Origin of the sequence: Paenibacillus sp. FSL R7-0128, from assembly GCF_038002245.1 — a bacterium.
Classification (GTDB): Bacteria; Bacillota; Bacilli; order Paenibacillales; family Paenibacillaceae; genus Paenibacillus_AQ; species Paenibacillus_AQ silagei.
The window spans coordinates 3,704,721-3,724,697 of record NZ_JBBOCD010000001.1 but is presented as its reverse complement, the minus strand read 5'-3'; the positions used below and the strand labels follow the sequence as shown (position 1 = coordinate 3,724,697).

Below are 19,977 nucleotides of genomic sequence, written 5' to 3'. Positions count from 1 at the left end.
CATTCCTCCCGGTGACATTATAGCTTAGCGAAATATTCGATAACAACCTCGCGGAAAATCAGGCCCGCCTGTGAAATATAGCGGTTCTTATGCCATAACAAGGCGATTTCCCTGACCAGTCCCTCGTCTTCCAGCGGAATCAGACGGATATGGTCCTGCGCATTCCTCGCCGTACCCGGGATGAAGGCTAAGCCGATTCCGGCTTCCACCAGGTCAATCAAGCGGGCCGGTTCGTCTCCCTCATACACATAGCGTGGCAGGAATCCTGAAGCCTGGCAGACGGAATCCACCAAATCTCGAATCCCGTAACCTTGTTTGACACCCACAAACCACTCATTCTTAAGCTCTATCAAGGCGAGGCTCTTGCGCTCCGCCAGAGGGTGAGCGGCTGGAACGGCAAGGTAGATGTGATCGTTACAGACCACCTGACATTCCAGCTCTTCCCCTCTGACCGGAGGAGAGGACAAGCAGAAATCAACTTCTCCCCTCTGAAGAAGGGGAATCATCTCCTGCATGGGCAGCATTTGTACGTGAAAATGGATGTCCGGCAGCTTGAGGCGAAACTCCCGGAGAATACCGGGCAAGGTACTCGCGGTGGTTACCGCTAATTCAAGGTTGCTGGACTCCAGGCTGGACAGGTCCTTAAGCTCCTGCCTCCCCTGTTCCAATTCGAACAGCGCCTTCTCTGCACGTTGAAAAAATCGGCGTCCCGGCTCGTTCAACCGCAGCTTCCTCCCGCTCCGGTCGAACAATGGAACTCCGAGATCCTCCTCAAGCCGCTGAATGGTCTTGCTCAGTGAGGATTGGGAAACATGCAGCCTGTGTGCAGCCTCGGTCATATGCTCCAGGCGGGCAACCGCGATGAAATACTGCAATTGAAGAAGCTCCATATCCCGCCTCCATTCATTCCCTCAAGTCTATGAATTCATAACATGAAATGCGTTGGAGTAAATAACTCATATCCTGTACGATTACTGTACAGCACTTGAGGGGGAATAACAATGAATGCACGCAACTGGTGGTTAATGATATCCGTTGGGCTGGGAATCATGCTTAACCCGCTTAACTCTTCGATGGTAGCTGTGGCGATCCCCAGGTTACAGCATGTGTTCGGGCTTGAGTTCACTGTGGTTTCCTGGATCATTTTCTCGTTCTATATTGGCAGCGCTGTTGCCCAGCCTGTCATGGGCAGAGCCAGCGATATCTTCGGCCGCAGGAGAATATTCCTGGCCGGACTGGTAATCGTCTTCGCAGCCTCCCTGCTCGCCCCTTGGTCTCCGGGCTTCGGGGGACTCGTTGTTCTGCGGATTATCCAATCTATCGGAACCAGTATGGTGGTGGCTGTAGGGATGGCTATCATCCGGGTGAATATTACAGACAAGCAAGCCTCTGCTCTATCCGTGCTGTCGATGTTTACATCAGGAGCGGCAGCGGCAGGACCGTTCATCGGCGGGGTCTTGATCCATGTGTGGGGCTGGTCTTCCATTTTCTACATCAACCTGCCGTTTGTAATGGCGAGCTTCCTGTTAGCCTGGAGAACCATCCCGCAAGATAAACCATCCGCAGCCTTATTACCCAAGCCGTCCTTGCGGCAATGGATGAGCCGGATGGATGTGCCTGGAATCCTGCTGTTCACTGTGGGGCTGGTGGCTGTACTTGCGCAGATGCTGTCGGCCAAGTCCTCCGGTCATGTCTCCCTATTCAATGTAATCATCGGCCTGTCCGGGTTCATCCTGCTTGCGGTCTTCGTAAGGCATGAGTTAAGAACAGCCATGCCCTTCATTCCTCTGCGTACCTTCGCCGGGTATCCCGGGCTGATCCGTGTCAATGTCGAATTCATGCTGGTTAATCTATTATTTTATTCCGTCTTCTTCGGTCTTCCATCTTATTTGCAGCTCGTTCGTCAAGTCAGTGAATTCCACACCGGGCTTCTGATGTTAAGTCTGGGTCTATGCTCACTCGCCGTTTCTCCAATCGCCGGAAGATGGATCAATGCCTCAGGGCCCCGGCCCGCACAGGCAGGTTCGGCAATCCTCATGACCATCGGGTCGCTATGGATCGTGATGCTGAATCCGGCATCGCCTGTAATCAGCATCATCCTGGCCCTGGCTGCCTTCGGAATCAGCAACGGACTGAACAACGTCGCCATGCAAGCCGCCTTGTTCAACCACTCGCCAAAAGAGATCATCGGGGTAACCTCCGGCTTATTCAGCACCTCCAGATATTTCGGGACGATCCTCTCCTCCCTGCTCATCGGAATCATTATGGGCGACCAGTTCAGCTTCAGCGGATTCCGGCTGCTGGGAATGATCCTCACCGTGATTGCCCTGTGTCTGCTGTTCATGTCCCGGCGGCGTTCCCGCAAGACTAAAGACTCCCATCACAGTCTTGATGACCGCTAGGGAGCGCTTGGAAGACGGGTCTTACCCCACTGAAAAATCTAGGCTTCGTCCAAAAGCTGCTGCAGCTTGCCTGCAACGGCTTCACTGTCCGGGTATATTGTAGCAGCGCAGGTAAGAATGCGTATTGCTCCCTCCCGGTGGCCGCCATAACTTAAGATATCAGCAATCCGCATAAATTCAAAATCCGCTTCATAATACTTATCCTGCTCTAAGCGCCGGATACGCTGGTATTCGTTAATGGCCTCACCTGCGCCGCTCGTGACAACGGTCTTGGCAAGATGATGCACCATCGACTGCTTAAGCTGGCGGACCTCCATGCCCAGCAGCAGATCCAGAATAGGACGGGTCACACTGCCCAGCCACACATGGTCACAGTTGGTCATTACAGAGATGCCGAGATTCTCATCCGGCAGTAGAATAAGCTCACTAAGGAATCCGGTATCCCAGCCGGAATGCGAGAGTATCCGTGAGCCATTATAGTGGCCCAGGAACCAGCCCAGCCCCACAGCTTCATGCTCCGGCCCCCAGCCTGTAGCCATAGTAGGGTTCCACATCTGATCATAACTGCCGGGCTGTAAGGCGTTATATCTATCCTTAGCTTTGCCCTGACCGAGCTGCATCAGCATATATTGGCACATCTCTTGCGCATTGGTATACAGTGTGGAGCTGGGAGCATGCGCTCTATTGTATGGGAACACTTCACTAACGTATGGCCCGTACCCTGCAGAGCTCCTCAGCACATGGGGCGCAGCCAGCACCTGTTCAACCTCCATTTTCAGAAAAGAACTCGTGCTCATCCCAGCAGGCTCCAGAAGATGCTGCCGCATATACTCCTCGAAGCTGAGGCCGCTAACCTTGGCAATCAGATCTCCAAGAATTTCATAAGCGATATTACTGTATGCAAAATGAGTACCCGGATCACTCAGCAGGCCGAGATGGCAGATTCCTCTGACATACCTCTCAAGACTCTCTTCATCATATTCAGGCCGGTCCCAGGCATAATCCTCCTCATCCGGCATCCCGGAGGTGTGATTCAACAATTGTCTGACCGTAATCTGATGATAGCGTTCATCATTCATTTTGAAATACGGAAGATAGCTCACTATAGGTGAGTCCAGCTCTACCTGCCCACGCTCTGCCAATTGCATCACAGCCGTAACTACAAAGGTCTTGGAGACGGATGCCTGGTGAAAAAGAGTGCTGTTAACCACTGGCTCCTCTGTAGACACATTAGCGCTGCCATACTCTCCTGTAAAAAGAATCTTGTCCTCACTAACGATCCCCACCTGCAATCCGGTAAACGGTCCATTCTCCATAAAGCGGGTCAGCATCGTGTGAAGCTCTTGTACTCTACTCTGATATGTATTCATTCTGGTTCCCCCAGTTCTTATATGTACTGGATCAATATAACATCCGGGGAGCATACAGAATGTGTAAAAAACAGCTTAATCCGAACTTTACTCAGCCTACCCCTCAACCACATCGGCCCGCAGGTCCGTGGCAATCTCAAGGATCACGGGTACAATAGCCTCCGTTGACAAGGCAACGTACAGATCGCCCATATACAGACGGAACGGATACTCCGTCCCCTCATGGCTCCACATGAAAAAATCTCCATCAATCGACATCGTGCTCTCTACACCTTGTACGGTGTAGACCCCGGAATAGCTGAAGCCGGATTTATCGGCAAAGTATTGCTTGCATTCCTCTAAGGTTAGCGCCTGCTCTGCATTCTCTTCCTGCATGGAACGGGTAATTCGTAAACGCTGGCTCATTGGTGATCCTCCACAATGTTAATATTTAAGCTACTAATCCGTTAGTGTTAACTCCATTAATTGATTTCGGCCGGGTTGATGATGGCAAGGATCTGGTGGTCCTTCCACACCCCGCGGATCTTCACATTCAGACGGGCAATGCCTTCCTTATGGAAGCCTGCATTCTCAAGCACACGGATGGAGCCGGGATTATCCGGTGAGGCTTCCCCAGTAATCCGGTGGAACTTCAGCTCCTCGAAGGCATAGCGCACGACCTGCTGCACCGCCTCCGTCATATAGCCTTTTCCGTTATAGTCCTTGTCCAGACTGTACCCGATCATACAGCTCTGCAGCGGTCCCCGCACCACAAAAGACAGACTGACAGTACCGATAATCCGGCGGTCAGCCTTGTGAATGACCAGGAAGTCGTATCTCTCATCCGCTGCCCTGAACTCTTCATACTGCGCAAGCTTGTCCCGCTGGTACTCCTCTGTATAGAAATCCCCGCTGATCTCCGGTGAATGTTCTTCAAAAAATTCACGGTTACGCAAATACATCCCCGTCAGCTCCGTGGCATCTCCCGCCTCAGGGTAGCGGATGTATACCCGTTGTTCTGTCATCTTTACGCCTCCATTCTTAATTGCAGCACAATGCCTCTTCCTCTGGCTGTTCCTTGCATTCAGGGAACCGGTAGGTCCAGAAGCGTTCCATACCGTACTTGCCGCAGATTACTGGATCAGTTGGCAGAAGGCTACCAAGCACTTTATCCTCCTGGAACTGGGTGCGGTGCGCCAGAATGGAGTTGATTTTGACAGTGATAAAAGGCGTTGCATCGATGACTACATCGGCTGCTCCAATCCGCTGCTGATGGTTATTCGAGAAAGCCACACTATGTACAACCGGACGTTCCGCTGCGGGCAGCCGGGCCATTGTACGGATCACCGCAGCACCAGTGGCATCATGATCCGGGTGCACGCTATATCCGGGGTAGAACGTAATCACCAGCGACGGGGTAAGCTCCTTCACGAGCGATTCCATCCGCTGATCCAGAAGCGCCGGGTCTTCGAACTCAATCATTTTGTCATGGAAGCCCAGCATCCTCAGGTCTTGAATTCCAATGGCCTTACAGGAAGCTTCGAGCTCCGCTTGGCGGATGGCCGGCAGGGTGATACGGTTCGCAATCAGCGGAACGCCCATGTTCCGGCCCATCTCTCCCAGTGTCAGACAGGCATAGGTCACCTCTGCACCTGCTGCGATATACATCGCCAGCGTCCCGGATACGAAGTAGGCTTCATCGTCAGGATGGGGAAGTACCACCAGGATTCTTGCATGGTCCATAGATTTATTATTCATGTCTGCTTACTCCTCCAGTATCATTAAAAAGGGTTCCGGCTAAGCTGCAACGCCACGATCAGCTTGCCCATACTGTCATGTCCGGCCAGAATCAGCCGCTCGTTATCCTGCTCATCCACATGGGTCAGGCCTTCTGCATAGATCCAGCCCTTCTCTGTCTTCAAGCCCACCCGGTAGGGTCCTGTCCCTGAGATGGAGCCGTTCGTGTAACGGATCTCGGCATTGCTGATGAACACCGAGCCCGGAGCACGGGAGCTGTCGAAATGGCTGGCGTAGGCTCCGTTTGTAAGTTCTAGATGGATATATAGATCCTCAGAGACGAAATCGTCGATCCGAGTCTGAATAGCTTGGGGTTGAATGAGCTGCATAATGTCCTCCTAGAGTGTAAAAGAATAGCTGGTTCCAGTGCATTTATTATACATGAAAAAAAGAGCCTGCCCAAGGAACTCTAAGAATTCCTTAAGCAAGCCTGGAGATGCTAAGAATTAAAGATTAACTATAGAGAAGACCTTATCATTGATGAAATAGACGTATTGGTGGCCGTACACTACATACCCGTCATAAACTTCGTCCGGGTCTCCCCAGGAGAGCAGAAGCTCTGTGATCGTCATGCCGCTGACCGCCCGCTCTTCACGGATGGCTGACCACATTTTATCGCTGATCTTGAAGGCCGTTTGCGGATTCTTGAAAAACAGTACATCTTCGACATACTCACTAGGGTCATCACGAGGTTCAATCTCGAGCGGAACCTCCTGCCCGTTGGCCCGGCGGATGATCATTTCTAAATTACCATTTGCCGGGTTCGAGCGGAAATTGGCGATGGTTGCTTTCTCAAAGTTCTTGAACGGACTATCGCTGATCATGGCGTTCCGGGTCCACACCGTTTGTCCATTATAGTAATACTTCAAATAATCAATATTCTCCATGGTGTACATAGTATTGTCCACAAAATCGTTCAAGTCCAGAACCCACTCGGTTCCGGCTTCATTTTGCATCACAAAGTTCTGGTTGTTGTCATCAACATACTGTACACTTTTCACCCAATGGCTTCCCGGATGTCCATATAAGTAGACCTTTTTGCCAAGCACAATGCCCATCGTTCCAGGCAGCTTGCTGATTGCGTAGAGCATACTGTTGCTCTTATTCTTGCCGTCCTCTGTACTCCAAACGAACAACGCTATGGCGCTGGAGGCATATTTGCCGTCAATCGCTCCAAGCTTGAGCAGGGTTTTGAAGGCTACGTAATTGGTGCTTTTGTACAAAATAGAGTTATCCTTGTTCAGCTTGGCGCTTCCTTTGCTGCCTGTGAGCGTTACGCCAGTAGCATCTGCCGCCACATTGAAGCCCGGAATCTGTCCGGCCAGCTTAACCGGAACATAGGCAGAGCCATTCACGAGTACAGATTTGGCTGGCGAAATAAGCAGGTTGCCTTCGACAAACGTAGCAATCTCCGTGTACACTGGTGCGGCTGCGGCCGCTGCCTGTCCGGCGCCTCCCGGATAGACCAGTCCGAGCGCAAGCAGCAGAGTGGTGAGCAGTAATGCAAGTTTTTTCATAGATGTTCTAATTCCTTCCCCCGATGTAAGTTAGGTGTCCCGGCAAGGTGCCGGAATCTTCCAGATCAGTACATTCGACAAGAAGTTAATTATTTCCTCTATATAAAATCACTTATCTGTACTCCTTCAGCCGTTCGCTACTTCGGAATACGGATCACAAATACCGTCGGCTCCCCTTCCCTGCTCTCCAGCAGCAAAGTGCCGCCCATCTTCTCCACATTCTTCTTGGCGATGGACAAACCCAGACCGGTTCCTCCGCTGGCCGTTGTCCGGGCTTCATCTCCCCGCACAAACGGATCAAAGATCGTAGTCCACAGCTCCTTCGGAATGCCGACTCCATTGTCCGCAATCTCGATCCTGATCTGTGTATCCTCGGGAATCACGGATACCCGGATGCGCGTCCCTTCGGGATTATAGGCCAGAGCATTAGAAATTAGATTATTAATGACACTGGCGAACAGCTCGGGATCATAACGGGCATAGACCTCTTCTTCGGGCACCTGCACGTGAAGCTCGAATTCTTTTTGCTCAATCTCGCCATAGGTATCAGCAATAATCTCCCGCAGATGGTCGCCCAGCTCAATGCGCTCTATCCGCAGGATGAAATCCGGTGAGTCTAGCTTAAGCAGATCCAGCATATGCGTAATGAGCTTCGTGACCTGCACGGACTTGGTGTAGATGTAATTCAAATATTTCGTCTGCCGCTCCGGGTCGGTAACGCGTCCTTCGATAAGGGCCTGCGCGTATCCCTGGATGCTGGTAATCGGGGTCTTCAGGTCATGTGACAGATCGACCATCAGCCGCTGCTTGCTTTTCTCGGCGAGGCGCTTCTCCTCGGTGGTCTTCTCAATCACATCAGCCATGTAGTTGAAGCTGTGGCCGATCCGCAGGAACTCGGTCTCTGCATACAGAGCGATTCGGGTATTGTAATGCCCTTCCATCATACGGTTCAAGCCTAGATTCAGCACCCGCAGCGGCTTCTTGATCCGTCTGGAGACCCAATAGCTGTACACAAAAATCAGCAGCAGAATCAACCCGCTGACCAGGAATACATAAAAGAACACCGAATGATTCAGATAGGAGACCAGAAACTCGTTGTTAATAGAGACATTTATTACATCGCGGGGAATTTTAAGTAACATCCATGCTGCCCCGCTATCCTGCTCCGTTACGCTCGTAATAGAATAATAAAAGGGCTGGTCGCTGCGGTTCTCCAGTCCCTGAAACAGGCTGTCCTCGGCATAAACCTGAATCTCATCCTGCTTCTCGCCAACAACACGGATCACCCGCTTGCCGGAATCCAGCAGCTCCAGCCAGCCTCCGCTCTTCAGCAGACGCTCACTCTCCGGCCCTTGGCCCAGCTCCTCCCGGTACGCCCCGGCTTCCACAGACAGATTGGGGTCAGGCGTCATTTGCTCCCGGATAACCTCAGCAATATCCTTTTGTACGAATAGATAGACCACTAACACCAGCATCAGCAGCATGCAGTTGAACAGCAGGAAGTCGATGGTCAGCGACGTCTGCAGCGGGCGGTTATCTCTACTTTTCCACGGGTGCTTCAATTTTGTACCCCAATCCCCTGATCGTCTTCAGGTATTCCGGTCTCTTGGAATCTCGTTCGATCTTGTCGCGGATGTTGCTGATGTGCACCATAATGCTGTTGTCCTCGTAGACGTAGAAATCTTCCCAGACAGTCTCATAGATCTTCTTGCGTGTAAAAACACGGCCCGGCTGCTGCATCAGCAGCTCCAGGATTTTATATTCGGTAGAGGTCAGAGCGACGGCCTCCCCGGCCACCTCAACCTGACAGGTACTCCGGTCCAGCGTCAGCCTGCCGAGCACGATCTGCTCACTTGGCTTCTCCTCCTCCGGTGCCTTGGCATCGAACTGATGCACTCGCCGCAGCATGGCCCCGGCACGCGCCACAATCTCCAGCGGATTAAAAGGCTTAGCGATGTAGTCATCCGCTCCAAGCTCCAGCCCCAGGATTTTGTCATGATATTGGCTCTTGGCGGACAGAAACAGTACTGGGAAATGCTCATGCTCCCGAATCCGCTTCAGCAGCTGCAGCCCGTCCATCCCCGGCATCATAATGTCCAGTATGGCCAGGTCAATCTTGTTATTCTGCATCAGCTTCAAGGCTTCGATTCCGTTCTCTGCCGTCAAAATGTTATATTCCTTCTCCAGATACAGCTGCAGAAGCTCAACAATCTCCGATTCGTCATCGGCTATGAGAATGGTATACATGGTGAATCCCCCTCTATCTTGTCATGCAAGCCGCACTCTTTGTAACTATAGCCTGCCATTCTTAATCCAGTCTAAACCAAATCTAAAGAAAAGATAAAGAATTATTACAACTCAAAGCTTGGGCGTCGCTGCGGTGAACATTTGGACTTCCGGCCGCTGTTGTGTTTGGATTTCCTGAATATAATCGCTACTCGCGGTAGAAATCCAAACACAAAGGCGGTCGCATTCGCTCCTCCAGTTCCAAATTTCCCCTCCGCTTCTTTTTGCTTTTCGTTTGTAAAACCTTCTTAATAGTTCCAAAACAAATAAAAGAAAAAGGAACAGCCCGCTCAGCCAATGAATGGCTTAACGGACTGTCCTAATAGTAGAGGTTAGTTCAGGCAGAGCTTAACCGTGAAGCTTCACCTTACACCGTAGGTACGGTTCCCCCGTCAATCACGTACTCGGCACCCGTAATGGAGGCTGCGCGGTCGGAAGCAAGGAAGGCTACCAGCTCACCTACCTCCTCAGGGAAGCCGGGGCGTCCGATAGGTATGCCGCCCAGCGCATCCATTACCGACTGCAGCGCACTTTCCACACTGCCTGTTACCTCCGCAATACTCTTTAGGAAGTCCTCGCTTGCTGTGGTTTGAATGAAGCCCGGCGCAACCCGGTTCACCCGGATGCCCTTCGGAGAGAATTCCTTAGATAAGCTCTTGCTGTAACTGCTTAACGCAGCTTTGGCGGCTGCATAGGGGATGGTCGATTCGATCAGCGGCAGCACTCTTTGAATGGAAGAGATGTGGATGATGACTCCCTTGCCTTGCTCCAGCATGAGCGGGATCAGCCCCCGGTCCAGCCGCACAGCTGCCAGCAGGTTCAGATTCAGCGCATCCATCCAGTGTTCATCGGATGCTGCGAGAAATCCCCCCGCTGGTGTTGAGCTGCCGCCAGCGTTATTCACCAGAATGTCGATCCGCCCGAACCGGGCCTTGACTGCGGCAATGACTCGCTCCACGCCTTCGGGCGTGGACAGATCGGCCTGGACGAACAAATCCGAAGCGGGCCCTTCCGTCGGAAGTGTCCGGGCAGTAGTCATAACTTCAGCGCCTGCCGCTGTGAATCGGGCAGCGATTGCCTGTCCCATTCCCTTGGTACCGCCTGTTACCAGGACTCTTTTACCTTCGTATTCTGTCAGTGGATTAGCATAAGTTATAGTCATTGTTATGGCCTCAATTCATTAGGGATTCCTCAGGATAGGCTGGAAGTCCAGCCGCCCTAAGGTCTATATGTATATATTAGACTTGATTAATATGAGCGTCTAATTTATTATTTTCATTAAAATCATGAATAATATTAATATATAAAGGAGGCTGCCTGCATGGAGCTTACACAATTGGAGTACTTTCTGACCGTAGCCCGGCTTGAGCATATGACCTCAGCGTCCAAAGCGCTGCGAATTACGCAGCCTGCCTTGAGCCATGCGATTTCCAAACTGGAAAGCGAACTGGGGGTTCCTTTATTCGAGCGTAAGGGCCGCAATGTCCAGTTGAACCGCTATGGGGTTATGTTCAGTTCACGGGTCGAAGAAGCGCTGCGCAGTATCGGGAATGGTGTGCGGGAGATTGAGGAGTCGGCCAATGCGGAGAGCGGAACCGTTCATCTGTCTTATCTGAATATTCTTGGCGTGGACCTGATTCCATCGCTTATCAGAGACTATCAGGCAGACCATCCGAAGGTGCGGTTTGATCTGTATCAGGGGAATCACGGGGATATCGACGAAGCGCTGGATAACGGGACCTCGGATATGCTGATTACGTCCAGAGAGACTACGGCGGAGAATAAGGAATGGATGGTGTTTCGCAGATTACCGATTTATATTGTGGTCTCCAGTTCCCACCGGTTCGCCTCGCGCTCCTCATTGAGTCTGTTCGAGCTGTCGGGTGAGCCGTTTGTCGGACTGAAGACGAATTGCGGACTCAAGAGCACAATCACCTCCCTCTTCCAAAATACTAATTTCGAGCTGGCCTCCACCTATGACGCTGAGGATTTGATTACTGTGGCCGGCTTCATCAAAGCCGGGCTCGGCGTCTCCGTACTTCCGCAGACGCTCGGACTGATGCTTGACGGCCTGGTCTGGATTCCCATCCAGGAACCGGGCTGGGAATGGGAGGTGGGCCTGCAATGGCGGCGGGACCATTATCTGTCCCCCGCCTCCAGAAGGTTCCTGGAGTATATTCGGGAAACTAGGGAGGTAGCAGATTTAGCCTTGCGAGTAATACAATAACCCATTAACACATTAACCCACTACAAGCTGAGGGTTTGCCGAGCGTCTGGTAAAGGTACACAGTTGGGCTTAATTGCAATCTGTACAGCTAAAGCATCCGATTTTCTACCGATAGTATGTTTAGTTGTAGAAGGTACATTTAAAATTCCCTCACAGCCGGGTTTTCGCTCATTCGGGCAATTTTAGTTGTACAAACTACAGTTAGAAGCAGAATGCCTTCCTTTTTGCTAGTTTTAATTGCACGGAATACACCTATCTCCGAATATTAGCTTCAAACGAGGCTTCCGCATTCTAAAGAGCTGCCCCAACCAGCCGCTTCACGGCTGTGGGACAGCTCTACCCAGTCTTTTAACGAATCAATGCCCGAAGCTCTTCAATGGTTGCCTGGTATTGCGGCTGGAAATCAGCAGAATTCATATAACCGGCTATGCTGGTCAAGAATTGTCTGCCTTCAGTGGTCCGGCTCACCTTAGCGGCATCCAGTACACACAGCAGCAGATTACCGTTACCTACGCTGCACTCTGTGAGGAAACTTAGCTTGTGATTACGCTCGAAATTATCGATGGTCTGTACGATGGGATCCCAGCTGCGGTCCGCCTCATCCATGATAAGCGATTTGGAATGCTGGGCGATAGTCCACCACGGGTAGGTGGAATGCGCTTCACTCGGGAAATCGCGCAGCACCGGATGCCCGTTATCGATCAGCAGGCCCATCGTACCGATGGGAACCGGCCGGTTCATGCTCTCCGAGATCGAGCGGAACATCGGGTAGCACCAGAAATCCGTGCAATAATAGCCTTCAATTCCGTTCTGAACCGACTCCGGCTCCGGCATCAGCAGCACGTTGCCGCCTTGCTCCAGCAGGGAGACTGCCTCCTCAGACAGCTCTGTGAACACATAGATGCCTTCAGCTTCAAGCGGGTTATCCCTCTGCTCAGGATATATCCACAAGTCGTAGCTTTTGCGGATATCGGTTCCTTGGACCCGAAGCGCCAGCTCCGCACGGCTCATCCGGTCAACCGCCGGAAGCTCAATCGCCAGATCACAAATGTCAATGTAGTGGGTTCCGGCAGGAATAAAGGCTCCGGCTGAGCCCGTTGTCCGGGCTCCCCCTTCAACCGCAAGCTCCCAGTGCAGCTCAATGGCATCCGGCATGCCGCTGCGGAAGCAGCTCAGCTCCACATGGGCCTCGAAGGTCTCCCCGGCGCCGTAGTTGTATTTAGGGAATCTTGCCAGCAGCACAGCATCATTACAGAAGGTCCGCCACTCTTCCGGGCTGATCAGCCCCTTGGAATCCATGAAGGCATCCAGAACACCTACCAATGCTGTACCCTGGCCGCTGAAATCCTGGAGATCCAGAAGCTGGAACCCCGCTAGCCGGCGGGAACGGAAGGCAGCCTCAAGCTCTTCCTTGTAGCAAGCGACAGCGAGCTGGCCTGAGCTTTTGAAGTATGCATCGGCCAGATGTCCAAGCCCCTTACTCTCCAGCCGTTCGCGGAAGATGACGAAGTTCCCGGCCTTCAGCGGGCCTGTGTACTTCCCTATTTCCTCAAAATCCGGAAACGTAGCATATTGTCCGATCTCATGCGAGATTACCGGAACCTGTGGTATCCATTCACCGGACTCACTGCCGGATTGTACAGCCTTGGCTTCGGTACCGTACTGGATCAGGATCTCGCCGCCTGCCTCGACGGACACTCCTTCACTGCTCCCGAAGCCCGGCGGAATAATCTGATCGTCGTAGTCCTTCATTGTACTTGGCAGCAAAGTCTGGACATGACCAAGCGGAGCATCGCACATGGCATAGGAGCCTCTGAACAGCCTGTCCCGGGTGAAGCGCACACCGCTGAAGAAATCGTCATGCTCCAGCACCTCCGGCACCCATTGATGATTATTGGAGCCTTGGGTGTATAACGGCCGGTCATCGAATGCCTTGTAGTCCTTCAGGAATGAATCAATCCGCTCCTTGCTGCCCCATAACTCATTGCCTAGCGACATCATGACGAAGGAAGGATGATTGCCGAATTCCCGCAGGATAGCGTATCCTTCGCTGATCAGATAGTCCTGCTCTGCCTGATTATGCCCTTCATCGGTATCTACAGTAATGGTTCCCCAGAACGGCAGCTCCGGCTGCATGTAGATCCCGAGCAGATCGGCAGCGGTGAAGGCTGCTTCCGGCGGACAGCAGGTATGGAAGCGGTAGTGGTTAATGCCGTAGGACTTCGCAATACCCAGAATCCGCACCCACTCTCGGGCGTCTGTAGGAGCATAGCCGATGAGCGGGAAGATCAGGCCGTCATGCTTGCCGCGCAGAAAAGTCTTTTCCCCATTAATGGTGAACTTGTCCCCCTCAGCCCGGAATGACTTAAGCCCAAAGATCACCTCCTGCCGGTCCACGGTAATGCCATCGCTGCCCTTGAGAACAAGGCTGACAGTATACAGATGGGGAGCGAATTCACTCCACAGCAGCGCATCGGGACCCAGTGCATAGTCTATAGTGAACGGACCCGGTGCGATGACATATTCCTGTTCCTCTACGTAATGTGTTATCTCACTATTGAAGCTATTAGCAGATACCGCGAGTGTAGCACCTTGCATGCTCTCCAGCGTTGCCGAGATCTGCACCGAACGTGCAGGCAGATCAGACTTTAGCCGGATGCCGCTAATCCGGGCTTCCCCATAGAACTGCAGCTCCATCCGCCCGGTAATTCCGTTCCAGTTGGTCTGGGTGTCCGGCGAGGTCATATGCCCGCCTTTGGTCGGATAGCCGGTGTTGTCCACCCGGATAATAAGCGTATGACTCCCGGGCTGCAGCTGCGGCAGCTCATATACATGCGGAGTATTCAAGCTGTCGCGGCTGCCGATCTCCTGACCGTCCAGCCAGAGGGTGGTAAGCCTTGTACGTTCCAGATATAAGCAGCAGCGCTTACCTGCCAGCTCTTCCGGAATCCCAACCTCTCTGGAGTACCAGACCGGTCCTTCATAACGGAATTCATCCGTCAGAGCGCCTACCAGAATCTCCTCATTCTTCGGCCCTTTACGGGCGAAGGAGGTAGTTCCCGGCAGCATAATTACATCGGTAAAAGGTAGCACCAGTCCTTGCCCCTTCTCTTCCAGTTGCAGCTTCCATTCGCCTTCAAGGCTGATCTTTGACAGCACAATTATCACTCCTAATCATGGTAATCTCTATACTCTTGCGGCCAGATGCCGCCATGAATCCAGCAGTTCATCACTGTGCATCCAGCTTCCAGTCAAATCCTTAATCAAACGCTCCGGCAGCATTTCCCGGCTTCCTGTTAGTTTCTCCCTGAGCAGGGCTGTTTCCTGCTCCAGCAAAAAGCGCATGCCGGATCATACCGGCACGCGCTCAATGGATGAAGCTGATTCAGTTGTCTACTGAATGGAAATTTTCAAAGCGCACCAACGATAGCATGCGGCACGTAGTGCTCTTCCAGCCGGGCAATCTCTTCAGCTGTCAGCTGAAGGGATAACGCTCCCACCGCATCGGTAATATGCGACAGCTTCGTCGCCCCGATAATCGGCGCAGTGACCGGCTGTTTCTGCAGCAGCCAGGCCAGTGCAACATGGATGCGCGGAACTCCGCGCTCCGCCGCAATGGCAGCTACCTGCTCGACAATCAGGCGGTCCTTGTCGGCTGTAGCATCGTATTTGGATCTCTGTACCTGATCCGTTTCCGAGCGCAGCGTAGATTCCGCCCAGTCCCGGGTTAGCCGGCCAGAAGCCAAGGGGCTGTAGGGGATGACCGCAATGCCCTCTTCCTTACAGAGCGGGAGCATCTCACGTTCCTCTTCACGATAGATGAGATTCAGATGGTTCTGCATGGAGACGAACCGGGTCCAGCCGTTCATATCAGCAACATGCAGCGCCTTCTGGAACTGCCAGGCATACATGGCGGAAGCGCCAATGTAGCGGGCTTTTCCCGCCTTCACCACATCATGCAGGGCTTCCATCGTTTCTTCAATCGGCGTAGTATAATCCCAGCGGTGAATCTGGTACAGATCAACGTAATCAGTTCCCAGCCGCTTCAGGCTGTGGTCGATCTCGCTCATAATTGCTTTGCGGGACAAGCCCCCGCCGTTCGGTCCGGTTCGCATAGGGAAGAATACTTTGGTCGCAATCACCACCTCATCCCTGGCAGTCATGTCCTTCAAAGCCCGTCCGAGCATTTCTTCACTCGTGCCGTCAGAATAGACATTGGCCGTATCGAAGAAATTAATGCCAAGGTCCAGTGCGGTACGGATCATCGTCCGGCTCTGCTCTTCATCCAGCACCCAAGGGTGCACCCAGCGCTTGGCATCGCCAAAGCTCATACAGCCCAGGCACAGTCTGGAGACATCAAGGCCGGTGTTGCCCATTTTTGTATATTCCATTCGCTTGTTCCCTGCTTTCCTGAGAATAGTGTATATATCAGTCTCTCTTATTGTGCAACAGATAATGGATTAGCGTTATCACAATAGTCGCGAATGATTGCCTAATCCTACCGTTCTCATTAACACTCCCGCCGGATATGCCCTATAATGAAACCATATGAAACTAAGGAGGCTCTCAAGTGACTGAAGCTATCGTAACGCAAAAGCTTGAGCTGTGCCGGCTGATTGAGCGGCATACCGGCCGGGACGGCGCTCATGAAACGGCCGTGCCTGCACTGCAATTCATCCGTTACTCCCAGGCGAGTGAGCCTGCTTACCGGGTATATAACCCGTGTTTCTGCTTCATTACCCAAGGCGTGAAGGAGATTATGCTGGCTCAGGAGCATTTTGTATATACCTCTTCTGATTTCCTGGTGGCTTCAATGAACCTGCCGGTAGTGGGACAAGTGATTAAGGCGTCCCCGGAGGTTCCCTATTTAAGCTTCAAAATGGAATTCACGCAAAACCAGATTCTGGAGGTCCTCCATGAATCGCAGCTGCAGATTCTCCCCCGGGAGAATGCCCGGCGTGCCTTATTCGTCGGACACATCGACACGGATCTGCTGGATGCGCTTCTCCGTCTGGCGCGGTTGCTCAATACTCCCAAAGACATCCCGTTCCTTGCCCCTCTATATACTAAGGAAATTCTGTATAAACTGCTGCAGGGACCATATGGGGTAACGCTGGCCCAGATTGCCATGGAAGGCAGCAGCACTTACCGGATCAGGGAAGCAATTGAGCAGATTGTCAGCCATAGCGAACAGGCTCTGCGGATCGACGAGCTGGCCGATATCGCCAATATGAGCGTCTCCGCATTCCACCGCAACTTCAAGGAAGTTACGGCTATGAGCCCGATCCAGTTCCAGAAGCAGCTGCGCCTGCAGGAGGCTCGCCGCCTGCTATTAGCCGAGTCTGCAGATGCAGCCGATGTTGCCTTCCGGGTCGGCTATGAGAGCGCCTCACAGTTCAGCCGGGAATATTCCCGTATGTTTGGCGCTCCCCCGCGGGCCGACATCAAGCGGTTGAAGGAACAATTTGAGCTTCCGGTACAGATTTGATACCTGCTTAGTCGAGTACAACCTGCTTAGTCGCGATATTCGCGCAGAATTCGCGGTCATGCTCCACAAACAGGATCGTCGGTGTATATTCCAGCAGCAGCTCCTCGATCTGCATCCGGGAGATGACATCGATGAAGTTCAGCGGCTCATCCCAGATGTGCAGATGCACCTGCTCGCTGAGGCTGGCGGCAATCAGCACCTTTTTCTTCTGCCCGCCGCTGTAGGTGGACATATCCTTCTCGAATTGCAGCCGTGAGAAATCGAGCTTCCGCAGAATCGACTTGAACAGGCTCTCGTCGATCCCCTGCTCTCGCGCATACTCACTCAGGCTGCCCTTGAGCTGCGAAGTATCCTGGGATACATAAGAGATAGACAACTGGCTGTCCCGTGCGAAGTGGCCGGTATAGTTTATGTCCTCCCCGCAGATCAGCTTCAGAATGCTTGATTTGCCTGAGCCGTTGCTGCCAGAGAGGGAGATCCGGTCCCCTTGTTCCAGAGCGAAGCTAACACCAGAGCATACCGTTTTGTCGTCATAGCGGATCGACAGATCCTCCAGCTCTACCAATTGCTGCTTATGATAAGGAAGCTGTGCAATTTTCAGACTGTCCGCGCTCTCCAGATTACGCAGCAGCTTCGACTTCTCCGCGATGGCGGATTCCTGCCGCTGCTGAATCGACTTGGAGCGCTTCATCATCTTGGCGGCCTTATGGCCGATATAGCCTTTATCCACTTTTGATCCGGAATTCAGTGTGCCATTCTTGGTTTTCTCGACTTCATGCGACCAGCCGCCCGTTCTTTTGGCGGAGTCCGATAAGCGCTTGATGTCCTTCCGCAGCTTCTCATCCTCCGCCAGCTCGAACTGATCCTGTCTGGACTTGTTCTCCCACCAGCTGCTGAAGTTGCCCTTCTGGATCTCAATATTGGTCTTGTTAATCGACAAGATATGGTCCACACAGTTATCGAGAAAAGCACGGTCATGCGACACCAGAATATACCCGCTCTTCGTACGGAGATAGTCACTGACCAGCCTCCGGCCCTTCGCATCCAGATGGTTCGTCGGCTCGTCTATGAGCAGGAACTGGTTCTCGCGCGCGAACAGGGCGGCCAGCAGCACCTTCGTCTGCTCCCCGTTCGACAGCGATTCAAACGGCCGGTACAGCGTATCCTCGGACACCCGCAGCAGCGACAGCTCGCGCATCAGCTTCCAGTGCTCCATCTCCGGGTCGATCTCCTGCATGACATCCACGGTCAGAGCCGCAGGGTCAGCCACCGCAAATGGGAAATACTCGAAGCCCACCTGCGCGGAGATCGTCCCGCTGTACTCATATTTGCCAAGCAGCAGGTTCAGGAAGGTTGTTTTGCCGCGGCCGTTGCGTCCGGTGAAGCCCAATTTCCAATCTGTATCCAGCTGAAAGCTCACATTCTCAAAAATATTATCGTAAGTGCCTTCATAGGCAAAAGTCAGCTTGCTCACATTAATCAAAGACATACACGTATCCTCCTGTATTTACAAAAATAAAAGCTGCAAGAAGGTTCTCCTCCAGCAGCTCAAATAAACACAGCAAATCCTATCCCTGGACACTTATGTCCAGGCGGACTTGAATAAGGATATTTGGACCAGAGTGAAAAGAGGCAGACCCTTCCTGCATATCAACCATAAATTGCGCGCCACAAATAACGCTTGTTTATTGGTCACATTACGCAAGAAATGTCCGCACGATACTCTTCAACTCCAATCGCTTAATTAAGTGCATTTTAACACGAGTCTTCCCGGAGATCAACCCGTTAGTCAGATCAGTCCTTGCTTCAGGAAGCAATTGTACAGTCCATCGTTCTCAATAGAATCGGTGATATCATCGGCAATTGCTTTGAGCGGCTCGCGGGCATTGCCCATGGCAATCCCCACCTGGACATATTCCAGCATCTCCAGATCGTTAAGTCCGTCGCCAATCGCCATACTGTCCTCCAGGGGGATATTCAAATGCTGCAGGACATCGGCAATAGCCGCAGCTTTATGAACGCCAGGCATCATCAGCTCCCCGCTGTTCTCCCCGAAGATCGGGATGGAGCACTGAATCGCCGTGAACCGGTCCTGTAATTCCTCCTGAATCTGCTGAAAGGGCAGGCTGCTCTCCAAGAAGCATACCTTGTTGACATCATCCAGATATAACTCCTCGTCCCCGTAAGTGAGTGTTGCGATATAGGGATGGGGCGATTGCCGTTTTCTCTCCTGCGCCTCGGGGTCATTCAGCAAGTCTCCATAGATTCTGCGTTCCAGATGCGATTGTAAATGGCGGCTGCCGTGAAGCGCCGTATTGGATTCCAGAATGAAATCGACCCCGTTCGCGTTAAAATAATCGATCAAATGCTTCGCATCCTCCGGGGTCACTTTTTTATGATAAAGCATTTCGCCACCGCTCTCCACATATCCGCCGGCCGCTCCAATCAACCCGTCGAACCCGATCTCCCAGATATAATCATAGATTTCAGCCTTGGAGCGTCCGGTGCACAGGTACAGCAAATGCCCGTTCTTCCGTGCCTGCTTGCATGCCTGCACTGCCGATTCCGGGACTATTCCATTCTCCATGAGAAGCGTTCCGTCAATATCGATGAAAATAATCTTTCTGCTGGTCTGATTCATATCCTCTTCTCCCCTTTGTCTAGTCTTCCACTGAACTATAGGTTATGAAATGCGTTCCAAGTCAAGCGTTATTTCATATGAGTCGCCCGATTCATCCATTCCGGATCTGTCCAAATAAATAGGATAGATAAGATACACTTTAGGTTTGAACTCTAAGCTTGGTCGTCACTGCGGTGAACATTTGGACTTCCGGCCACTGTTGTGTTTGGATTTCTTTATTTAAACCGCTCCTCGCGGTAGAAATCCAAACACAAAGGCGGTCGCTATCGC

17 protein-coding genes are annotated in these 19,977 nt (G+C 52.3%); 3 read left to right on the top strand and 14 right to left on the bottom strand.

What is annotated here, in order from left to right:
• Positions 1–17: 17 nt before the first annotated feature.
• On the bottom strand, positions 18–890 hold the full coding sequence (locus NST26_RS15415) for a LysR family transcriptional regulator (protein WP_340979360.1): 873 nt from the start codon (positions 888–890) through the stop codon (positions 18–20).
• 111 nt (positions 891–1,001) lie between these two features.
• Here NST26_RS15415 and NST26_RS15410 point away from each other — a divergent pair, with 111 nt between their 5' ends.
• Entirely contained in the window at positions 1,002–2,402 is a 1,401-nt protein-coding gene (locus NST26_RS15410) for an MFS transporter (RefSeq protein ID WP_339256684.1), read from the top strand.
• A 38-nt stretch (positions 2,403–2,440) separates the two neighbouring features.
• On the opposite strand, the gene NST26_RS15405 is transcribed toward NST26_RS15410, so the two are convergent.
• The 9 genes from NST26_RS15405 to NST26_RS15365 form a co-directional block, all read right to left on the bottom strand.
• Positions 2,441–3,772, bottom strand: a complete 1,332-nt coding sequence (locus NST26_RS15405) for a serine hydrolase domain-containing protein (RefSeq protein WP_339256682.1) — start codon at positions 3,770–3,772, stop codon at positions 2,441–2,443.
• 96 nt (positions 3,773–3,868) lie between these two features.
• Positions 3,869–4,177 carry a hypothetical protein gene (locus NST26_RS15400; protein WP_340979359.1) on the bottom strand — a complete coding sequence of 103 codons (309 nt, stop codon included), beginning with the start codon at positions 4,175–4,177 and terminating at the stop codon, positions 3,869–3,871.
• A gap of 56 nt (positions 4,178–4,233) precedes the next feature.
• The gene (locus tag NST26_RS15395) at positions 4,234–4,776 is read right to left on the bottom strand and encodes a GNAT family N-acetyltransferase (RefSeq protein ID WP_340979358.1); all 543 of its coding nucleotides are present in this window, start codon (positions 4,774–4,776) and stop codon (positions 4,234–4,236) included.
• A 16-nt stretch (positions 4,777–4,792) separates the two neighbouring features.
• Complete coding sequence (gene bshB2 / locus NST26_RS15390; RefSeq protein ID WP_340979357.1) at positions 4,793–5,509, bottom strand: bacillithiol biosynthesis deacetylase BshB2; 717 nt, start codon at positions 5,507–5,509, stop codon at positions 4,793–4,795.
• Positions 5,510–5,532: 23 nt separating this feature from the next.
• Positions 5,533–5,877 (bottom strand): YojF family protein, encoded by a 345-nt coding sequence (locus tag NST26_RS15385; RefSeq protein WP_340979356.1) that lies wholly within the window; start codon positions 5,875–5,877, stop codon positions 5,533–5,535.
• Between the two features lie 117 nt (positions 5,878–5,994).
• Positions 5,995–7,065 (bottom strand): hypothetical protein, encoded by a 1,071-nt coding sequence (locus tag NST26_RS15380; protein ID WP_340979355.1) that lies wholly within the window; start codon positions 7,063–7,065, stop codon positions 5,995–5,997.
• A 137-nt stretch (positions 7,066–7,202) separates the two neighbouring features.
• Positions 7,203–8,627 carry a sensor histidine kinase gene (locus tag NST26_RS15375; RefSeq protein WP_340979353.1) on the bottom strand — a complete coding sequence of 475 codons (1,425 nt, stop codon included), beginning with the start codon at positions 8,625–8,627 and terminating at the stop codon, positions 7,203–7,205.
• Entirely contained in the window at positions 8,605–9,312 is a 708-nt protein-coding gene (locus NST26_RS15370; protein ID WP_076075611.1) for a response regulator transcription factor, read from the bottom strand. Before NST26_RS15370 ends, NST26_RS15375 begins: the two co-directional genes overlap by 23 nt.
• A gap of 406 nt (positions 9,313–9,718) precedes the next feature.
• Positions 9,719–10,513: an SDR family oxidoreductase gene (locus NST26_RS15365; RefSeq protein WP_340979352.1), complete on the bottom strand. Its 795-nt coding sequence runs from the start codon at positions 10,511–10,513 to the stop codon at positions 9,719–9,721.
• A 159-nt stretch (positions 10,514–10,672) separates the two neighbouring features.
• Between NST26_RS15365 and NST26_RS15360 the strand changes: the two genes are divergently transcribed.
• Positions 10,673–11,578, top strand: a complete 906-nt coding sequence (locus NST26_RS15360) for a LysR family transcriptional regulator (RefSeq protein WP_339256670.1) — start codon at positions 10,673–10,675, stop codon at positions 11,576–11,578.
• A 348-nt stretch (positions 11,579–11,926) separates the two neighbouring features.
• Here the strand turns inward: NST26_RS15360 and NST26_RS15355 are convergent, their stop codons facing one another.
• On the bottom strand, positions 11,927–14,737 hold the full coding sequence (locus NST26_RS15355; RefSeq protein WP_340979351.1) for a beta-glucuronidase: 2,811 nt from the start codon (positions 14,735–14,737) through the stop codon (positions 11,927–11,929).
• 251 nt (positions 14,738–14,988) lie between these two features.
• Complete coding sequence (locus tag NST26_RS15350; RefSeq protein ID WP_036728450.1) at positions 14,989–15,969, bottom strand: aldo/keto reductase; 981 nt, start codon at positions 15,967–15,969, stop codon at positions 14,989–14,991.
• A gap of 179 nt (positions 15,970–16,148) precedes the next feature.
• On the opposite strand from NST26_RS15350, the gene NST26_RS15345 reads away from it, so the two are divergent.
• Complete coding sequence (locus tag NST26_RS15345) at positions 16,149–17,066, top strand: AraC family transcriptional regulator (RefSeq protein ID WP_339256662.1); 918 nt, start codon at positions 16,149–16,151, stop codon at positions 17,064–17,066.
• A gap of 7 nt (positions 17,067–17,073) precedes the next feature.
• Here NST26_RS15345 and NST26_RS15340 read toward each other — a convergent pair whose 3' ends face one another.
• Both NST26_RS15340 and NST26_RS15335 read right to left on the bottom strand, forming a co-directional pair.
• On the bottom strand, positions 17,074–18,555 hold the full coding sequence (locus NST26_RS15340) for an Lsa family ABC-F type ribosomal protection protein (RefSeq protein ID WP_340979350.1): 1,482 nt from the start codon (positions 18,553–18,555) through the stop codon (positions 17,074–17,076).
• Positions 18,556–18,855: 300 nt separating this feature from the next.
• A complete protein-coding gene (locus NST26_RS15335) occupies positions 18,856–19,707 on the bottom strand; it encodes an HAD family hydrolase (protein ID WP_340979349.1) in 852 nt (283 codons plus the stop codon).
• Positions 19,708–19,977 lie beyond the last annotated feature (270 nt).

Coding starts and splice junctions, on each gene's coding strand:
- NST26_RS15415 (WP_340979360.1), bottom strand. CDS start 890: ATGGAGCTTCTTCAATTGCAGTATTTCATCGCGGTTGCCCGCCTGGAG.
- NST26_RS15410 (WP_339256684.1), top strand. CDS start 1,002: ATGAATGCACGCAACTGGTGGTTAATGATATCCGTTGGGCTGGGAATC.
- NST26_RS15405 (WP_339256682.1), bottom strand. CDS start 3,772: ATGAATACATATCAGAGTAGAGTACAAGAGCTTCACACGATGCTGACC.
- NST26_RS15400 (WP_340979359.1), bottom strand. CDS start 4,177: ATGAGCCAGCGTTTACGAATTACCCGTTCCATGCAGGAAGAGAATGCA.
- NST26_RS15395 (WP_340979358.1), bottom strand. CDS start 4,776: ATGACAGAACAACGGGTATACATCCGCTACCCTGAGGCGGGAGATGCC.
- bshB2 (WP_340979357.1), bottom strand. CDS start 5,509: ATGAATAATAAATCTATGGACCATGCAAGAATCCTGGTGGTACTTCCC.
- NST26_RS15385 (WP_340979356.1), bottom strand. CDS start 5,877: ATGCAGCTCATTCAACCCCAAGCTATTCAGACTCGGATCGACGATTTC.
- NST26_RS15380 (WP_340979355.1), bottom strand. CDS start 7,065: ATGAAAAAACTTGCATTACTGCTCACCACTCTGCTGCTTGCGCTCGGA.
- NST26_RS15370 (WP_076075611.1), bottom strand. CDS start 9,312: ATGTATACCATTCTCATAGCCGATGACGAATCGGAGATTGTTGAGCTT.
- NST26_RS15365 (WP_340979352.1), bottom strand. CDS start 10,513: ATGACTATAACTTATGCTAATCCACTGACAGAATACGAAGGTAAAAGA.
- NST26_RS15360 (WP_339256670.1), top strand. CDS start 10,673: ATGGAGCTTACACAATTGGAGTACTTTCTGACCGTAGCCCGGCTTGAG.
- NST26_RS15350 (WP_036728450.1), bottom strand. CDS start 15,969: ATGGAATATACAAAAATGGGCAACACCGGCCTTGATGTCTCCAGACTG.
- NST26_RS15340 (WP_340979350.1), bottom strand. CDS start 18,555: ATGTCTTTGATTAATGTGAGCAAGCTGACTTTTGCCTATGAAGGCACT.
- NST26_RS15335 (WP_340979349.1), bottom strand. CDS start 19,707: ATGAATCAGACCAGCAGAAAGATTATTTTCATCGATATTGACGGAACG.